General features: G+C 60.5%; 18 protein-coding genes, 1 pseudogene and 2 other annotated features. Of the genes and pseudogenes, 15 read left to right on the top strand and 4 right to left on the bottom strand.

What is annotated here, in order from left to right:
• The 7 genes from QZL67_RS03505 to QZL67_RS03475 all read left to right on the top strand — a co-directional run.
• On the top strand, window positions 1-887 hold an 887-nt coding region (locus QZL67_RS03505; RefSeq protein WP_292919778.1), incomplete at its 5' end, for an ABC transporter substrate binding protein.
• A gap of 103 nt (window positions 888-990) precedes the next feature.
• Complete coding sequence (locus QZL67_RS03500; protein WP_022289387.1) at window positions 991-1,983, top strand: ABC transporter permease; 993 nt, start codon at window positions 991-993, stop codon at window positions 1,981-1,983.
• A complete protein-coding gene (locus QZL67_RS03495) occupies window positions 1,976-2,770 on the top strand; it encodes an ABC transporter ATP-binding protein (protein ID WP_022289386.1) in 795 nt (264 codons plus the stop codon). Before QZL67_RS03500 ends, QZL67_RS03495 begins: the two co-directional genes overlap by 8 nt.
• Before the next feature lie 211 nt (window positions 2,771-2,981).
• Window positions 2,982-3,227: a binding site (T-box leader), on the top strand.
• A 132-nt stretch (window positions 3,228-3,359) separates the two neighbouring features.
• Window positions 3,360-4,358 carry an ABC transporter substrate-binding protein gene (locus tag QZL67_RS03490; RefSeq protein WP_022289385.1) on the top strand — a complete coding sequence of 333 codons (999 nt, stop codon included), beginning with the start codon at window positions 3,360-3,362 and terminating at the stop codon, window positions 4,356-4,358.
• Between the two features lie 30 nt (window positions 4,359-4,388).
• Window positions 4,389-5,255, top strand: coding sequence for a fumarylacetoacetate hydrolase family protein (locus tag QZL67_RS03485; RefSeq protein WP_022289384.1), 867 nt, complete (start codon window positions 4,389-4,391; stop codon window positions 5,253-5,255).
• Window positions 5,256-5,280: 25 nt separating this feature from the next.
• Window positions 5,281-6,222 carry an ABC transporter permease gene (locus QZL67_RS03480; RefSeq protein ID WP_022289383.1) on the top strand — a complete coding sequence of 314 codons (942 nt, stop codon included), beginning with the start codon at window positions 5,281-5,283 and terminating at the stop codon, window positions 6,220-6,222.
• Entirely contained in the window at window positions 6,215-6,988 is a 774-nt protein-coding gene (locus QZL67_RS03475; protein ID WP_022289382.1) for an ABC transporter ATP-binding protein, read from the top strand. Before QZL67_RS03480 ends, QZL67_RS03475 begins: the two co-directional genes overlap by 8 nt.
• A gap of 88 nt (window positions 6,989-7,076) precedes the next feature.
• On the opposite strand, the gene QZL67_RS03470 is transcribed toward QZL67_RS03475, so the two are convergent.
• From QZL67_RS03470 to gdhA, 3 genes are all read right to left on the bottom strand, one after another.
• Entirely contained in the window at window positions 7,077-8,273 is a 1,197-nt protein-coding gene (locus tag QZL67_RS03470) for a VWA domain-containing protein (protein ID WP_022289381.1), read from the bottom strand.
• Window positions 8,274-8,276: 3 nt separating this feature from the next.
• Window positions 8,277-9,089, bottom strand: coding sequence for a MoxR family ATPase (locus QZL67_RS03465; RefSeq protein ID WP_022289380.1), 813 nt, complete (start codon window positions 9,087-9,089; stop codon window positions 8,277-8,279).
• Window positions 9,090-9,270: 181 nt separating this feature from the next.
• The gene (gdhA, locus tag QZL67_RS03460) at window positions 9,271-10,617 is read right to left on the bottom strand and encodes an NADP-specific glutamate dehydrogenase (protein WP_022289379.1); all 1,347 of its coding nucleotides are present in this window, start codon (window positions 10,615-10,617) and stop codon (window positions 9,271-9,273) included.
• A gap of 312 nt (window positions 10,618-10,929) precedes the next feature.
• On the opposite strand from gdhA, the gene QZL67_RS03455 reads away from it, so the two are divergent.
• The gene (locus QZL67_RS03455) at window positions 10,930-11,493 is read left to right on the top strand and encodes a phosphoribosyltransferase family protein (protein ID WP_022289378.1); all 564 of its coding nucleotides are present in this window, start codon (window positions 10,930-10,932) and stop codon (window positions 11,491-11,493) included.
• A gap of 69 nt (window positions 11,494-11,562) precedes the next feature.
• On the opposite strand, the gene ruvX is transcribed toward QZL67_RS03455, so the two are convergent.
• The gene (gene ruvX / locus QZL67_RS03450; RefSeq protein ID WP_022289377.1) at window positions 11,563-11,979 is read right to left on the bottom strand and encodes a Holliday junction resolvase RuvX; all 417 of its coding nucleotides are present in this window, start codon (window positions 11,977-11,979) and stop codon (window positions 11,563-11,565) included.
• 268 nt (window positions 11,980-12,247) lie between these two features.
• Between ruvX and rpmG the strand changes: the two genes are divergently transcribed.
• The 7 genes and pseudogenes from rpmG to QZL67_RS03415 all read left to right on the top strand — a co-directional run.
• On the top strand, window positions 12,248-12,397 hold the full coding sequence (gene rpmG, locus QZL67_RS03445) for a 50S ribosomal protein L33 (RefSeq protein ID WP_022289376.1): 150 nt from the start codon (window positions 12,248-12,250) through the stop codon (window positions 12,395-12,397).
• 33 nt (window positions 12,398-12,430) lie between these two features.
• Window positions 12,431-12,646, top strand: a complete 216-nt coding sequence (gene secE / locus QZL67_RS03440) for a preprotein translocase subunit SecE (RefSeq protein WP_022289375.1) — start codon at window positions 12,431-12,433, stop codon at window positions 12,644-12,646.
• Between the two features lie 12 nt (window positions 12,647-12,658).
• Window positions 12,659-13,183, top strand: a complete 525-nt coding sequence (gene nusG, locus QZL67_RS03435) for a transcription termination/antitermination protein NusG (protein ID WP_022289374.1) — start codon at window positions 12,659-12,661, stop codon at window positions 13,181-13,183.
• 93 nt (window positions 13,184-13,276) lie between these two features.
• Complete coding sequence (rplK, locus tag QZL67_RS03430) at window positions 13,277-13,702, top strand: 50S ribosomal protein L11 (protein WP_022289373.1); 426 nt, start codon at window positions 13,277-13,279, stop codon at window positions 13,700-13,702.
• An 87-nt stretch (window positions 13,703-13,789) separates the two neighbouring features.
• Entirely contained in the window at window positions 13,790-14,482 is a 693-nt protein-coding gene (gene rplA / locus QZL67_RS03425) for a 50S ribosomal protein L1 (protein WP_022289372.1), read from the top strand.
• 58 nt (window positions 14,483-14,540) lie between these two features.
• Window positions 14,541-14,670 (top strand) — a sequence feature (ribosomal protein L10 leader region).
• A gap of 32 nt (window positions 14,671-14,702) precedes the next feature.
• Window positions 14,703-15,245 (top strand): 50S ribosomal protein L10, encoded by a 543-nt coding sequence (rplJ, locus tag QZL67_RS03420; protein ID WP_022289371.1) that lies wholly within the window; start codon window positions 14,703-14,705, stop codon window positions 15,243-15,245.
• Window positions 15,246-15,292: 47 nt separating this feature from the next.
• Window positions 15,293-15,429, top strand: a pseudogene (locus QZL67_RS03415) (50S ribosomal protein L7/L12); the annotation flags it as partial.

Raw genomic sequence — 15,429 nt, 5'->3', positions numbered from 1 at the left:
CCGACGCCCATCCCTTCAACATCGGCATCTGCCAGCTGGTCCAGCACGACGCACTGGACGCCGCCACCCAGGGCTTCAAGGACGCCGTGGAGGAGGCCCTCGGTGCGGAGAACGTCAACTGGAACGAGCAGAACGCCGCCGGTGACTCCGCCACCTGCACCACCATCTGCGGCTCCTTCGTCTCCGAAGGCGTGGATCTGATCATGGCCAACGGCACCGCCGCCCTCCAGGCCGCCTCCGCCGCCACCGGCACCATCCCCATCCTGGGCACCTCCATCACCGAGTACGGCGTGGCCCTGGGCATTGATGACTTCAACGGCACCGTGGGCAGCAACGTCTCCGGTACCTCCGACCTGGCTCCTCTGGACGAGCAGGCCGCCATGGTCAAGGAGCTCTTCCCCAACGCCAAGACCGTGGGCCTTCTCTACTGCTCCGCCGAGGCCAACAGCCAGTATCAGGTGGAGACCGTGAAGGGCTACCTGGAGGATCTGGGCTACACCTGTGAGCTGTACAGCTTTGTGGACTCCAACGACGTCACCTCCGTCACCAATACTGCCTGCAGCAACTGCGACGTGCTGTATATCCCCACCGACAACACCGCCGCCTCCAACACCGAAGCCATCAACAACGTGGCCCAGCCCGCCGGCGTTCCCATCGTGGCCGGTGAGGAGGGCATCTGCAAGGGCTGCGGCGTAGCCACTCTCTCCATCAGCTACTACGACCTGGGCGTTGCCACCGGCAAGATGGCCGTCAAGATCCTCACCGGTGAGGCGGACATCTCCGAGATGCCCATCGAGTACGCGCCCCAGTTCACCAAGAAGTACAACCCCGATCTGGCCAGCTCCCTGGGTGTCACCATCCCCGAGGGTTATGAAGCCATCGCCTGATCCTTCCCACGAAAAACCGCGAGAAAGGGAAGCCTTTCTCGCGGTTTTCTGACAGGCAAAGGTTTTTTATCACACTATATAAAGCTTCTGGAGGAGATCAACCATGCTAGACTTCGCAAATCTGGTGTCCAGCCTGCCCGGCGGCGTGGCCCAGGGCCTGATCTGGGGCATCATGGCTATCGGTGTCTATCTTACCTATAAGATCCTGGACATCGCCGATCTGACCGTGGACGGCACCATGTGCACCGGCGGCGCCGTGTGCGTCATGATGATCATCAACGGCCACAGCGTCCCCGTGGCGCTGCTGTGCGCGTTCCTCGCGGGCATGGCGGCAGGACTCATCACCGGCCTGCTCCATACCGCCATGGGTATCCAAGCGCTGCTGGCCGGCATTTTGACCCAGCTGTCCCTTTATTCCATCAACCTCAAGATCATGGGCTGGGGCAGCGGCGCCGGCAAGGCCAATCAGGCCATCAGCGTGGACAAGTACGATCTGGTGGTCTCCTCCCGTTACCTCTTTGACGGAACCTATCCCTGGTACAAGAGCCCCATCCTGTGGGGCGCCATCTTCTGCGCCGCCATCATCGTAATCCTGTACTGGTTCTTCGGTACGGAGATGGGCTGCTCCATCCGGGCCACCGGCGCCAACCCCAACATGAGCCGGGCTCAGGGCATCAACGTGAACTTCAACAAGGTGTTGGGCCTGATGCTCTCCAACGGCCTCGTGGCCCTCTCCTCCGGCCTGCTGGCCCAGTATCAGGGCTTCATCGACACCAACACCGGCCGTGGCGCCATCGTCATCGGCCTGGCCGCCGTCATCATCGGTGACGTACTCTTCTCCCGGATCTTCCGCAACTTCGCCCTCAAGCTGCTGGGCGTGGTGTTCGGCGCCATCATCTACTATCTGGTGATGCAGGTGGTGCTGTGGCTGAAGGTGGACTCCGACATGCTCAAGGTCCTCTCCGCCGCCATCGTGGCAATCTTCCTGGCAGTGCCTTACTGGAAGGGCAAGTACATTCCCGTCAAGATCAAGCATCAGCCGGAAAACGCGGAGGCCGCTGTCTCCGCCGGAAAGGAGGGCAAGGACAATGCTTGAACTGCGCAACATCTGGAAAACCTTCAACGCAGGCACCATCAATGAAAAGCAGGCCCTGCGGGGCGTGAACCTGACCCTCCACGACGGGGACTTCGTCACCGTCATCGGCGGCAACGGCGCCGGCAAGTCCACCATGCTCAACGCCGTGGCCGGCGTGTGGTCCGTGGATGAGGGGTCCATCACCATCGACGGCACCGACGTCACCCGTCTGCCGGAGTTCAAACGAGCCCCCTTCATCGGCCGGGTGTTCCAGGACCCCATGATGGGCACCGCCCCCACCATGCAGATCGAGGAAAATCTGGCGCTGGCGGCCCGCCGGGGCCAGCACCGGGGGTTGAAGTGGGGCATCACCCGAGCGGAGCGCAATGATTACCGGGAACTGCTCAAGGGATTGGATCTGGGCCTGGAGGACCGGCTCACCAGCAAGGTGGGTCTGCTTTCCGGCGGCCAGCGTCAGGCACTGACGCTGCTGATGGCGGCGCTGAAAAAGCCCAAGCTGCTGCTTCTGGACGAGCACACCGCCGCTCTGGACCCCAAGACCGCCGCCAAGGTCCTGGCCCTCAGCGACCGAATCGTAGAGGAAAACCACCTGACCACCATGATGGTCACCCACAACATGAAAGACGCCATTGCCCACGGCAATCGGCTCATCATGATGTATGACGGGAAAGTCGTCATCGACGTCTCCGGCGAGGACAAGAAAAAGCTGACGGTCCCCGACCTGCTGGCCCTCTTCAGCAAGGCCAGCGGCTCCGACGAGGCCGACGACAAACTGCTGCTCTCCTGAGTTCGTTTTCTCTCCGTTTTTATTCTGCGAACATTTTGCATCCTTTTCATATCCCGGGTGGGGACGGTCCCATTCCGCCTCCGCCCGGGGTATAGATTATCTTGCTTTTCCCCGCCCCGGCTTTGTAAATCGGGCAGATTTTTCACGTCCGGTTTTGTGCAAAAAAACAGTTGACTTTCCCCTTCTCCCTGCGTATAATGCAAAGCAATCAGAAAAACCGATGAGCAAGAGGAGTACCCGGTTGGGCAACCTTTCAGAGAGCCGTGGGTGGTGGGATCACGGCAGAGGACTTTCCGGTGAATGGACTTGCGAGGGCAGAGCGAACAGGCAGCGCCTCAGTAGCCTCTGACGGGGACCGCACCCGTTACCAGGGCGGCACGGATAGAGGTCCGTGAAACGAGCGGGCGCTATGCGTCAACTTGGGTGGTACCGCAGGATTTCAAGTCTTGTCCCAATGATGGGACAGGACTTTTTTTATTTCCGAAAAGGAGGCCGAAGCGATGAAACGGAACACAAGACGATGGCGGGAGATGCATTCCCTCTGACCCCATCCACAACCATCATTTTGAATTCAGATAGGAGAATTGCTATGAAAAACTTCCGTAACTTCGTATCCGCCGCTCTGGCTCTCGTGATGACGCTGTCCCTGGCCGCCTGCGGCAGCCAGGAGACCACTTCCGACAACACCGGCGACGGCTCCTCCAAGTACCTCATCGGCATCAGCCAGTACGGCCAGCACGCCTCCCTGGACAACTGCCGGGAGGGCTTTCTCCAGGGGCTGGAAGAGGCCGGGCTGAAGGAAGGCGTGGACTTTGAGGTGGATTACCGCAACGCCGACTTTGACGACACCATGACCACCCAGATCGGCGATGCCTTCTCCGCCGAGGACGTGGATTTGATGGTGGGCATCGCCACCAACTCCGCCGTGGCCTGCTTCAACGCCGCCGAGGACAAGGACATTCCCGTGATCTTCACCGCCATCACCGATCCCGTGGGCGCTCACCTGGATTCCGGCAACATCACCGGCACCTCCGACGCCCTGCCGGTGGAGGGCCAGCTGAAGCTGATCCGGGCGCTGCAGCCCGAGGCCGACACCATCGGCATCATCTACACCACCAGCGAGCCCAACTCCGTCTACTCCGTGGGCATCTATGAGGACCTGGCTGCGGACTACGGCTTCACCATCGACACCGTGGGCGTCACCTCCCAGGCGGAGGTCCCCCAGGCGGTAGATCAGCTGATCGCCGACGGTGTGGACTGCCTGTCCAACCTGACTGACAACAACGTGGTGGGTGTCCTCACTTCTATTCTGGAAAAGACCGATGAGGCCGGCATTCCCGTCTACGGCTCCGAGGTAGAGCAGGTGAAGCTGGGCTGCGTAGCCGGCGCCGGACTGGACTATGTCCAGCTGGGCATCCAGACCGGCAAGATGGCCGCCAAGGTCCTCACCGGTGAGGCCACCTGCGAGGATCTCCCCTACGAGACCATTGAGAACTACGGCCTCTATATCAACTCCGATGCCCTCTCCGCCCTGGGGATCACCGTTCCCGACGATATCGCCCAGTCCGCCCAGGAGTGCGCGGAATAATCTTTCACATCAGAAAAGAGGAACAGCTTTATGAAACTCATCACCTATTGCTTTGAACATGTCCAGCACGTGGGTGTCCTCACCCAGGACGAGACCGCCGTCATGCCCCTGGACTACCCCGACATGAATACCCTCATTGAGACTGCGTCCCCTGTCGACCTCCGCTCCGCCGCCTCTGCGGCGGAGCGCAGCGGCGTCCAGGTGAAATTGGCGGATGTGGAGCTGCTGGCCCCCATCCCCCGCCCCCGGCAGGACATTTTGTGCCTGGGCATGAACTACAAGGACCACGCTGAGGAGGCCGCCCACTACAGCGCCGAGGCCTTCACCAAGGAAAAGCCGGTAGCGGTGTACTTCTCCAAGCGGGTCTCCCAGGCCGTGGCGCCGGAGGGAGACATCCAGCGCCACGCCGACCTGGTGGAGCGGTTGGACTACGAGGTGGAGCTGGGCGTCATCCTGGGCAGGACCGCCCGGAACGTGAAGGCGGAGGAGGCCGGGGACTACATCTTCGGCTACACGGTCATCAACGATGTCTCCGCCCGGGACGTGCAGACCGGCCACAAGCAGTGGTATTTCGGCAAGAGCCTGGACGGCTTCACCCCCATGGGTCCCTGCATCGTCACCGCCGATGAGATCGCCTTTCCCCCGGCCCTGGACATCTCCTCCGCCGTCAATGGCGAGCCCCGGCAGCACTCCAACACCCGTCTCTTCCTCACCGGCATCCCCGCCCTTCTGGAGGAGCTCACCGCCGGGATGACGCTGCTGCCCGGCACCATCATCGCCACCGGCACCCCTGCCGGTGTGGGTATGGGCTTTGATCCCCCCAAATTCCTGAACACCGGCGACGTAGTGGAGTGCACCATTCAGGGCATCGGCACCATCCGCAACACGGTCCGTTGATTTTCTCTGCAAAGGAGGGTCTGCCATGGCAGACTTGTTTGTCAGCACGCTGATCCAGGGACTCATTTACGCCCTGGTCTCCTTCGGCGTGTATATTACGTATTCCATTCTGGACTTCCCCGATCTGGGCGTGGACGGCACCTTCCCCTTGGGCGCCGCCGTCACCGCGCTGCTGCTCATCAAGGGCGTGGACCCCTGGCTGACACTGGTGATCTCCCTGCTGGTGGGCGCTCTGGCGGGTCTCTTCACCGGTGTGGTCCACGTGCGGCTCAAGGTCCGGGACCTGCTGGCGGGCATCATCACCATGACCGCTTTGTTTTCTGTAAACCTGCTGATCGCCGGCGGCGCCAATCTGCCGGTGGAGCGGGCGGTGGACACCATCTTCACCGCGCCTTCCACCATGGCCGTCCTGGGCGGGCTCACCCTCTCCGGTCGGAAGCTGGTGATCTCCCTGGTGCTGGCCGTGATAGTCAAACTGGTGCTGGATCTGTATTTCAAGACCAAGTCCGGCCTGCTGCTGCGGGCTGTGGGCGACAACGCCGCTCTCGTGACGTCTCTCGCCCGGGACAAGGGCAGCGTGAAGATCCTGGGCCTCATGATCTCCAACGCCCTGGTGGCCCTGGGCGGCTGCCTGGTGTGCCATGAGACCCGGAGCTTCTCCGCCACCATGGGTACCGGCCAGCTGGTGTTCGGCCTGGCGGCGGTCATCATCGGCGTATCCCTCTTCCGCTTCTACGGGGCCACCGGCGTTGCCCAGGCGCTGCGCCGGTGCCGTCCGCTGCGGTTTTTGGGCTCTCCCCGGGACACCACGGCGGTGATCGTGGGCAGCTTCCTCTACAAGGCCTGCATCCAGATCGCCATGAGCCTGGGCCTGCCCACCAATATGCTCAAGCTGGTGACTGCGGTACTGTTTTTGCTGGTGCTGGTGGTCTCCGGCCGGAAAGGAGAGGAGATCATCCATGCTTGAAGTACGGGACATCACAAAGGTCTATAATCCCGGCACCGTGACGGAGCAGCGGCTCTTTGACCACTTCTCGCTGACGGTGGAGGCGGGACAGTTCGTCTCCATCGTAGGCAGCAACGGCAGCGGTAAGACCTCTCTTTTGAACATCATCTGCGGTTCCATTCCCATTGAGGGCGGCGACGTACTGGTGGGCGGCAAGAGCATCGCCCACCAGAAGGACTACCAGCGCTACGCCTCCATGGGCCGGGTATATCAGAACCCGGCGGCAGGCACCGCCCCCAACCTGACCATGCTGGAAAACCTCTCCCTGGCGGACAACAAGGGCCGCTCCTTCGGCCTGAGCCGGGGCGTGAACCGGCGGCGGGTGGACTTTTACCGCCAGCAGCTCCAGTCCCTGGGGCTGGGGCTGGAGGATAAGCTGGACGTGAAAATGGGCGCCCTCTCCGGCGGCCAGCGGCAGGCCGTGGCGCTGCTGATGGCCACCATGACGCCCCTCCAGTTTTTGATCCTGGACGAACACACGGCGGCCCTGGACCCCAAGACCGCCGAGATCATCATGGAGCTGACCGACAAGGTCATCCGGGAAAAGCATCTCACCGCCATGATGGTGACCCACAATCTGCGCCACGCCGTGGAGTACGGCGACCGCATCCTCATGATGAGCCGGGGCCACGTGGTGCTGGACCGGGCCGGCGAGGAAAAACGCTCCACCTCCATGGACGACATCCTCGCCATGTTCAACCAAATCTCCATGGAATGTGGAAACTGACGGAAAAAACCGCGCGACTCTTTCGAGACGCGCGGTTTTTTGCTTCCTGAGGGAGCCCGGTTTTCCACAATCCCGGTGGAAATCCGGCTCACCGGCGCACCATCAGCCGCTTCATGCCCTTCTCCAGTCCCTCGGCGGAGAGGTCGTACATGTGGAAGATCTGGGCCAGCTGCCAGTGGGTCTGGCCCCAGTAGTCCGGCCGGACCGGCATGGGCTCCGGGTTGAGCCAGATGAGGTAGGGATAGTGGCGCCGCAGCCGCTCCAGCCAGGCAAGGCCGGAGTCTCCATAGGTCCGCTTCTCCCAGTCGTACCGGGGTTCCCGGAGCTCGTAGGGGCTCATGGCTCCGTCCCCTACGATGATGACCTTGTAGCTGGCGTCGTAGTTTTGCAGCAGCCACTCCGTGGGGACCATACTGTCCCACCGCAGTCCCGGATGGGTGTAAACCTCTGAGTAGACACAGTTGTGGAAGTAGTAGGTGTGCAGCTCCTTGAAGTTGTTGGACTTGGTGGCCGCCTGGAAAAGCATGCTGCAAAGACCGGCATAGTACTCCATGGACCCGCCGGTGTCCATCAGCAGCAGGACCTTTACCGCGTTTTTCCGGGGATTTTTGTAGCGGACTTTCAACGTGCCGGCATTGTCGCAGGTATCCCGAATGGTGCCGTCCACGTCCAGCACCTTCTCGCTGCTGTCCGCCTGGACGGAGAGCTGCCGCAGCAGCCGGAAGGCCATCTGGAACTGGCGGGTGTCCAGAGTGTTGTCCTTTCGAAAATCCCGGTACTTCCGCTCCCCTGCCACCGTCATGGCGGTGCGGTGGCGGCCCTGGCCGCCGATGCGGATGCCGCCGGGGTGCCAGCCACTGTTGCCCCAGGGCGTGCGGCCCTGGGTGCCCACCCAGTAGTTGCCGCCGTTGTGCTCCTCCGTCTGTTCCTTGAGCCGCTCTTCCAGCCGCTTGAGCAGCTCCTCCAGCGACTCCTCCGGCATCCCCAGGTCCCGCAGACGGCGCACCGTCTCCCCCAGGTCCTCCTTGGGGTGCTCCAGCCACTGCAGCACCTCCTCCGGCAGCTCCCCCTGCCAGGGGACGTCCTTGAAAAACTCCAGGAACACCTGGTCGAACCGGTCGTACTCCGCCTCGCTTTTCATCAGCACCGCCCGGCACAGCTGGTAAAATCCCGTCAGGCTGGACCGGTGGAGTCCCCGCTCCATACCCTCCAGCAGCGTCAGCCACTCATTGAGGGACACATCCAGCCCCCGCTGGCGCAGGAGGTAAAAAAATGACGCGAACATGGCTCACCGCCTGGCCCGCTGCAGGGCCCGCAGATCCTTGTCCTTTTTCAGCAGCACACCGGCAAAGGGGATCTCCTTCTCCAGCCGCTGCGGGTCCACGCCGCCGGCCACCAGGGCCCGCAGCCAGTCCACCAGCTCCGAGGTGCTGGGCTTTTTCTCCACCTCCCGCAGGCTCCGCACCCAGTAGAACGCCGCCAGGGCCTGGGCGATAAGCCGGCCGTCCAGATCCCCGAAGTGGACGCGGAGGATCTGCTCCATCTGCTCCTGGTCGGGGAACTCGATATAATGGAACACGCACCGGCGCAAAAAGGCGTCCGGAAGCTCCTTTTCGGCATTGGAGGTGATGATGACGATGGGCCGGTGCTTGGCCTTCACCGTCTCCTTGGTCTCCGGGATATAGAACTCCATCTGGTCCAGCTCCCACAGAAGATCGTTGGGGAACTCCAGGTCCGCCTTGTCGATCTCGTCGATCAGCAGCACCACCTGCTCCTCCGCCTGGAAGGCCTCCCCCAGCTTGCCCATCTTGATATAACGGGCGATGTCATCCACGCCGTGGGTGCCGAACTGGCTGTCATAGAGCCGCTGGACCACATCGTAGACGTACAGGCCGTCCTGGGCCTTGGTGGTGGATTTCACGTTCCAGATAATCAGCTGCTTGCCCAGTGCATCCGCCACTGCCTGGGCCAGCATCGTCTTGCCGGTGCCCGGCTCGCCTTTGATCAGCAGGGGCTTTTCCAGCGTGACGGCGATGTTCACAGCGGTCATCAGATCCTCCGACGCCACATACTGGCTGCTGCCCCGAAAAGTCTCATTCATGGGTCATGTCTCCTTGTCTTGGGTGATCGCGTCAGGCCGCGCCTGCGCATTAAATAAGTATTGTACCGGAAGTATCCTGCAAATGCAACCGCAGATCCCACAGTTTCTGTCCCCATGCCGCAAAGAAACCAAGCAGCCCGGAGGGAACAGCTTTCCCTCCGGGCTGCTTTTGGTTTTTTCCTTAAAGTCCTTGGGCGATCATGGCTTCCGAGATCTTCTTGAAGGCGGCGATGTCGCTGCCTGCGATCAGGTCATAGCCCAGATCGTACTCGGCCGCCGCGGCCGCGGACAGGTCGTAGATGTTGTTCATGATGCTGCGCAGCCGGTCGTCCACTTCCTTGCGGGACCAGCTGTAGCGCACGCTGTTTTGCACCATCTCCAGAGCGGAGACCACCACGCCGCCGGAACCGGAGGCCTTGGAACCCGCCGTCAGGACCCGGGGGCTCAGCCGCAGCAGCTTCAGTGCCTCCGCGGTGGCAGGCATGTTGGCCGCCTCCACGTAATAGCGCACGTTGTTGGCCACGATCATCACCGCGTCCTCCACGTCCAGCTCGTTCTGGGTGGCGCAGGGCACCACAATATCCACCGGCACCTCCCAGGGCTTCTTGCCCGAGTAGAACTCCACGCCGAAGCGGTCGGCGTAGGCCTCTACCCGGTCCTCACCGGCAGCACGCATGGAGAGCATATAGTCGAACTTCTCCTGGGTGGTGACGCCGTCGGGATCATAGACATAGCCGTCGGGACCGGAGAGGGTCACTACCTTGCCGCCCAGCTCCGCGCTCTTGCGGCAAACGCCCCAGGACATGTTGCCGAAGCCGGAAACGGCCAGTCGCTTGCCCTCCAGGGTCTCTCCCTGCTGCTCCATCATCCGGGCCAGGAAATACACGGTGCCGAAGCCGGCGGCCTCCTGGCGGATCTTGCTGCCGCCGTAGGTCAGGCCCTTGCCGGTCAGGGCGCTGCTCTCAGAGCGGCCCGTCAGGCGCTTGTACTCGCCGAAGAGATAGCCGATCTCACGGCCGCCCACGCCCATGTCGCCGGCGGGAACGTCCACATCGGGGCCGATGTAGCGATAGAGGGCCTGCATGTAGGCCTGGCAGAACCGCATGACCTCCGCGTCGGACTTGCCGGCGGGATCGAAGTCACTGCCGCCCTTGCCGCCGCCGATGGGCAGGCCTGTCAGGGAGTTCTTGAAGATCTGCTCAAAGCCCAGGAACTTGATGATGCCGGGATACACATTGGCCTGGAACCGCAGGCCGCCCTTATAGGGACCCAGGGCGCCGTTGAACTGGCAGCGGTAACCGATGTTGGTATGCCATTGGCCCTGATCGTCCTCCCAGCAGACCCGGAAGGTGAACATCCGCTCCGGTTCCACCATCCGATTGAGCAGGTCGGCTTTTTCGTACTCGGGATGCTTTTCGATGACGGGTTCCAACGAGGAGAAAACCTCCTCCACAGTCTGGACGAACTCGGGCTCATTCGCGTGCTTCTTTTTCACGTTCTCGATTACGCTGGCAAGATACGCATTCATCAGTGTGCCTCCTCATTCATCTATATGATGCTTCCCTATGGGTTGTCTGACCTCTATGGTCATTGTAACATGTCTTAGAGGAGGAAGCAAGCATTCATTTTGTCAGTTTTGCCAAGCGTCCTCTTTCTGACAGAGAAAAAAGAAAAGCGCTGTTGTGTAAAACGACGATATTTGGAAGGTAATCGAATTTCCACAGGGAATTCTGGCGGCGTTCCGCTTGACTTTCCGCTGTCAGACCGTATAATAAAAGATTGTGTGGCGCGAATTGTGCGCCTTTTTACCTGTATGGCATTTTTTGAGGGAGGCAATGTTATGCATACCTATCCGATTGATGTGGCGGGCCTGCACCGGGAACTTCCCATCTGCAAGGTCACGGATGATCTGTACATCGGCGCGTTCATCGTCTTTGGAGACGCGGAGTTGACTGTGGCCTGCGCTCGGGAGCTTTTGAAACTGGTTCCCGCCGACAGCTATGACTACATGCTCACTGCGGAGGCCAAGAGCATTCCCCTGATTCATGAGATGGCCCGCCAGTCCGGCGCGGCAAAGTACTTTATTGCCCGTAAGGGTCCCAAGGCCTATATGCCCGATCCGCTGCACGTGGTGGACCAGTCCATTACCACGGCAGGGGAGCAGGAGCTGTATCTGGGCCGGGACGACGCGGACCTGATCCGGGGCAAGCGCATCCTGCTGATGGATGACGTGATTTCCACCGGTGGTTCGCTCCACGCCATGGAGGCGCTGGTGAAGATGGCCGGCGGCACAGTTACCGGCCGGGTGGCGGTTCTGGCGGAGGGCGATGCCCAGAAGCGGGATGACATCCGTTTCCTGGCGCCATTGCCGGTGTTCAACGCCGATGGCACGGCCAAAGACTGAAAAAACGCACCGTTCGAAAAGAACGGTGCGCTTTTTATTGGCATGGAAATGACAGTTCGGAAGGCGGGGTCACCGACTCTTTTTATAAGTCAGATACCCCTCCAGGATCAGGGTGGCGGCTACGGCGTCCACAGTCTTTTTCCGCTTTTTCGCATTTTTGCCGGCGCCCATCAGGATCTGATGGGCGTCGATGGTGGTGCGGCGCTCGTCCCACAGCGTCAGCGGTAATCCGGTGACCTCCTTGAGCAGTTCGCCCATAGCCTGGGCCTTTTCCGCCCGGGGCCCCAGGGAGCCGTCCATGTTTTTGGGATATCCCAGCACCAGTTCCTCCACGCTATGCTCCCGGGCCAGAGACTCCACCTGATCGGCCACGACCTCCGGGCGGTAGGCGTTGATGGTAGTGGTGAAGCCGGCCAGAAAGCCGGTGGGGTCGGAGATGGCGATGCCGGTGTGGGCGTCGCCGTAGTCAATGGCCATGATCCGCATGGGAATCCTCCTTTGTGATTGCTTTTTCCTGCGGTCATGATAGCATACAGCGGAGAAATCCGCAAGGCAAGAAAAAATTTCAAAAAACAGTTGACCTCGGATTTGACTTGTGGTACAATCTCTCTTACCTGTGAAAAAGGGCTTTGTTGTCATGCGCATTTTTCGCTTTTCAGCCATGACGGCGCGGACCCTTTCTGAAATGGCAGGGAGGCAGTCGGTATCCCCGGCGTTGCCGGGAAAGATACCAATAATAAGGAGGTGCCGTTAGATGCGCGTGAAAGTGACCCTGAGATGCAACGAGTGCAAGCAGAGAAACTACAATACCATGAAGAACAAGAAGAACACTCCGGACAAGCTGGAACTCAACAAGTATTGCCCCTTCTGCAGAAAGCACACGCTCCACAGTGAAACCAAGTAATGGTGAACGAAATGAGAAAGGGCGTGTAAACGTATGGCAGAAGAAGTCAAGAAGAAGAGAAACCGCGGAGCATGGTTCCGCGAGATGAAAAGCGAACTGAAGAAGGTCGTTTGGCCTGACCGTAAGACTGTGATCGCCAACACCGGCACGGTTTTGCTGTGCTCCCTGGTCATCGGCGCCTGCATCTGGATTTTCGACGGCGTCGCCGTGACGGCCGTGCAGATCATCCTGGATGTGTTTGGCGCTTAAGGGGTAAGAAAGATGTCAGACAGCGCGAAGTGGTATGTGATCCATACCTATTCCGGCTATGAGAACGCCGTCAAGACCAGCATCGAGAAGTTCGTTACCGGCCGCGGCATGGAGGACAAGATCCTCCGCATGGAGATTCCCATGGAGACCGTGACCGAGGTCACCGAGACCGGCACCACCAAGGAAGTGGAGCGGAAGGTGTTCCCGGGCTACGTGCTGATCAAGATGGTCATGACCGATGATACCTGGCACCTGGTGCGCAACGTTCGGGGCGTTACCGGTTTTGTCGGTTCTGCCAACAAGCCCATCCCCCTCTCTGAGGAGGAAGTCCTGGCCATGGGCATGGAGAAACACGAGATTGTGGTCAACTACAATGTGGGCGACCATGTCAAGATCGTGGACGGCCCGCTGGCCAGCTTTACCGGCATCGTGGAAGAGATCGAGCCGGAGAAGAACCGCGTGAGCGTGATGGTGTCCATGTTCGGCCGGGAGACCCCGGTGGAGCTGGAACTGGACCAGGTCGAGGTTCAAAAGTAAGACGCGCCGCAGCGGCGCAAGTGGGAGGGGCACCCGCCCCGCCAAAGACGGCTCTTGCCGCCACCACATTTATGATTTAGGAGGTGCTACTCCGTGGCACAGAAGATTACTGGTTATGTGAAACTGCAGATCCCCGCAGGCAAGGCGACTCCCGCGCCCCCCGTTGGTCCCGCTCTGGGCCAGCACGGCGTCAACATTGCCGCCTTCACCAAGGAGTTCAACGAGCGTACCAAGAATGACATGGGCATGATCATCCCTGTGGTCATCACCGTGTATGCCGACCGTTCCTTCTCCTTCATCACCAAGACGCCCCCCGCGGCCGTCCTGATCAAGAAGGAGTGCAACATCGAGTCCGGCTCCGGTGTTCCCAACAAGACCAAGGTTGCGACCATCTCCAAGGCCTCCATCCAGAAGATCGCCGAGATCAAGATGAAGGACCTGAACGCCGCCAACCTGGAGGCTGCCATGAGCATGATCGCCGGTACCGCCCGTTCCATGGGCGTCGTCGTCGGCGACTGACCGTATACGTGAAGCCGGGCGGCGCCGCCGCTCAGGCATACAGTGGGAGGATTTATTCCGAAGAACCACTATGAGGAGGAAATAACATTGTTTAGAGGCAAGAAATATCAGGAAAGCGCCAAGCAGATCGATAAGAATACGCTGTATGACGCTGCTGAGGGCATGGCTCTCATCTGCAAGACCGCCAGCGCCAAGTTCGACGAGACCGTCGAGCTGCATGTGAAGCTGGGTGTTGACTCCCGGCACGCCGACCAGCAGGTCCGCGGTGCCATCGTGCTGCCCCACGGCACCGGCAAGACTGTCCGCGTGCTGGTGTTCGCCAAGGGCGACAAGGCCGACGCTGCCCGTGAGGCCGGCGCTGACTACGTGGGCGATATGGATCTGGTGGAGAAGATCCAGAAGGAAAACTGGTTCGACTTCGACGTGGTGGTTGCCAGCCCTGACATGATGGGCGTGGTTGGCCGTCTCGGTAAGGTCCTGGGCCCCAAGGGCTTGATGCCCTCCCCCAAGGCCGGTACCGTCACCCCCGACGTGGCCAAGGCCGTCCAGGAAGTCAAGGCCGGTAAGATCGAGTACCGCCTGGACAAGACCAACATCATCCACTGCCCCATCGGCAAGGTGTCCTTCGGCGCTGAGAAGCTGACCGAGAACTACAACGCTCTGATGGGCGCTATCGTGAAGGCGAAGCCCGCCTCCGCCAAGGGCCAGTATATCCGCAGCTGCGTGGCTGCTTCCACCATGGGCCCCGGTGTGAAGATGAACACCGCAAAGTTGGTCTGATTCCCGGAAATTCGCAGAAAATGTGTATTTGGGGGTTGACTTTTGTCATGCCCTTGAATATAATATCAGATGCGTTCCAAAGACAGCAGGTGAGAGGAACCTCTCGTAAGTCCTGCCGAGGGCGGCAAATGTGATTTGCTATCCGTCCTTGTGTCTTTGCGGCACAAGGACGGTTTCCTTTTTGAACGCACCTACAATTCCTATGGAGGTGAACACAAGAATGCCTAACGCAAAGGTCTTATCTGAAAAGCAGGCCATCGTGGCTGAGCTGACCGAGAAGATCCAGAAGGCGACTTCGGGCGTGATTGTCGACTACAAGGGTATCACCGTTGAAGAAGACACCGCGCTGCGTAAGGAGTGCCGTGAGAGCAACGTGGATTACGCGGTGGTGAAGAACACCCTGCTCCGCTTCGCGTTCAACAACACTGGCCTCAACGAGCTGGATGGTCTGCTCAATGGCACCACGTCCCTGGCTCTGTCTGAGGATGCAGTGGCTCCCGCCCGCGTCATGGCCGATTACGCCAAGAAGCTGGACGGCAAGTTCGAGATCAAGGGCGGCTTCATGGACGGCAAGCCCGTGGATTTGGCCACCATTCAGTCTCTGGCTGCCATCCCCGCTCTGCCCGTCCTGCAGGCTCAGTTCCTGGGTACCATGCTGGCGCCCATCACCGGCCTGGCTGTGGTCCTGAAGCAGATCGCGGAGAAGAACGGCGAAGCCGCTCCCGCTGCCGAAGAGGCTGCTCCCGCACCCGCCGCCGAGTAATTCCGGCCGGGTTCCAACATTTATTTTACAATTAGGAGGCTAATACAATGTCTGAGAAAGTTACCGCTATGATCGAGGAGATCAAGGGTCTGACCGTTCTGGAGCTGTCCGAGCTGGTGCACGCTCTGGAGGAAGAGTTCGGCGTTTCTGCCGCTGCTATGGCTGCTCCCGCTGCCGGCGCTGC

It is taken from the genome of Oscillibacter sp. CAG:155, assembly GCA_000436875.1.
Classification (GTDB): domain Bacteria; phylum Bacillota; class Clostridia; order Oscillospirales; family Oscillospiraceae; genus Oscillibacter.
Note: the sequence above shows the minus strand (reverse complement) of the source record. Positions and strands in the feature narration are given on the sequence as shown.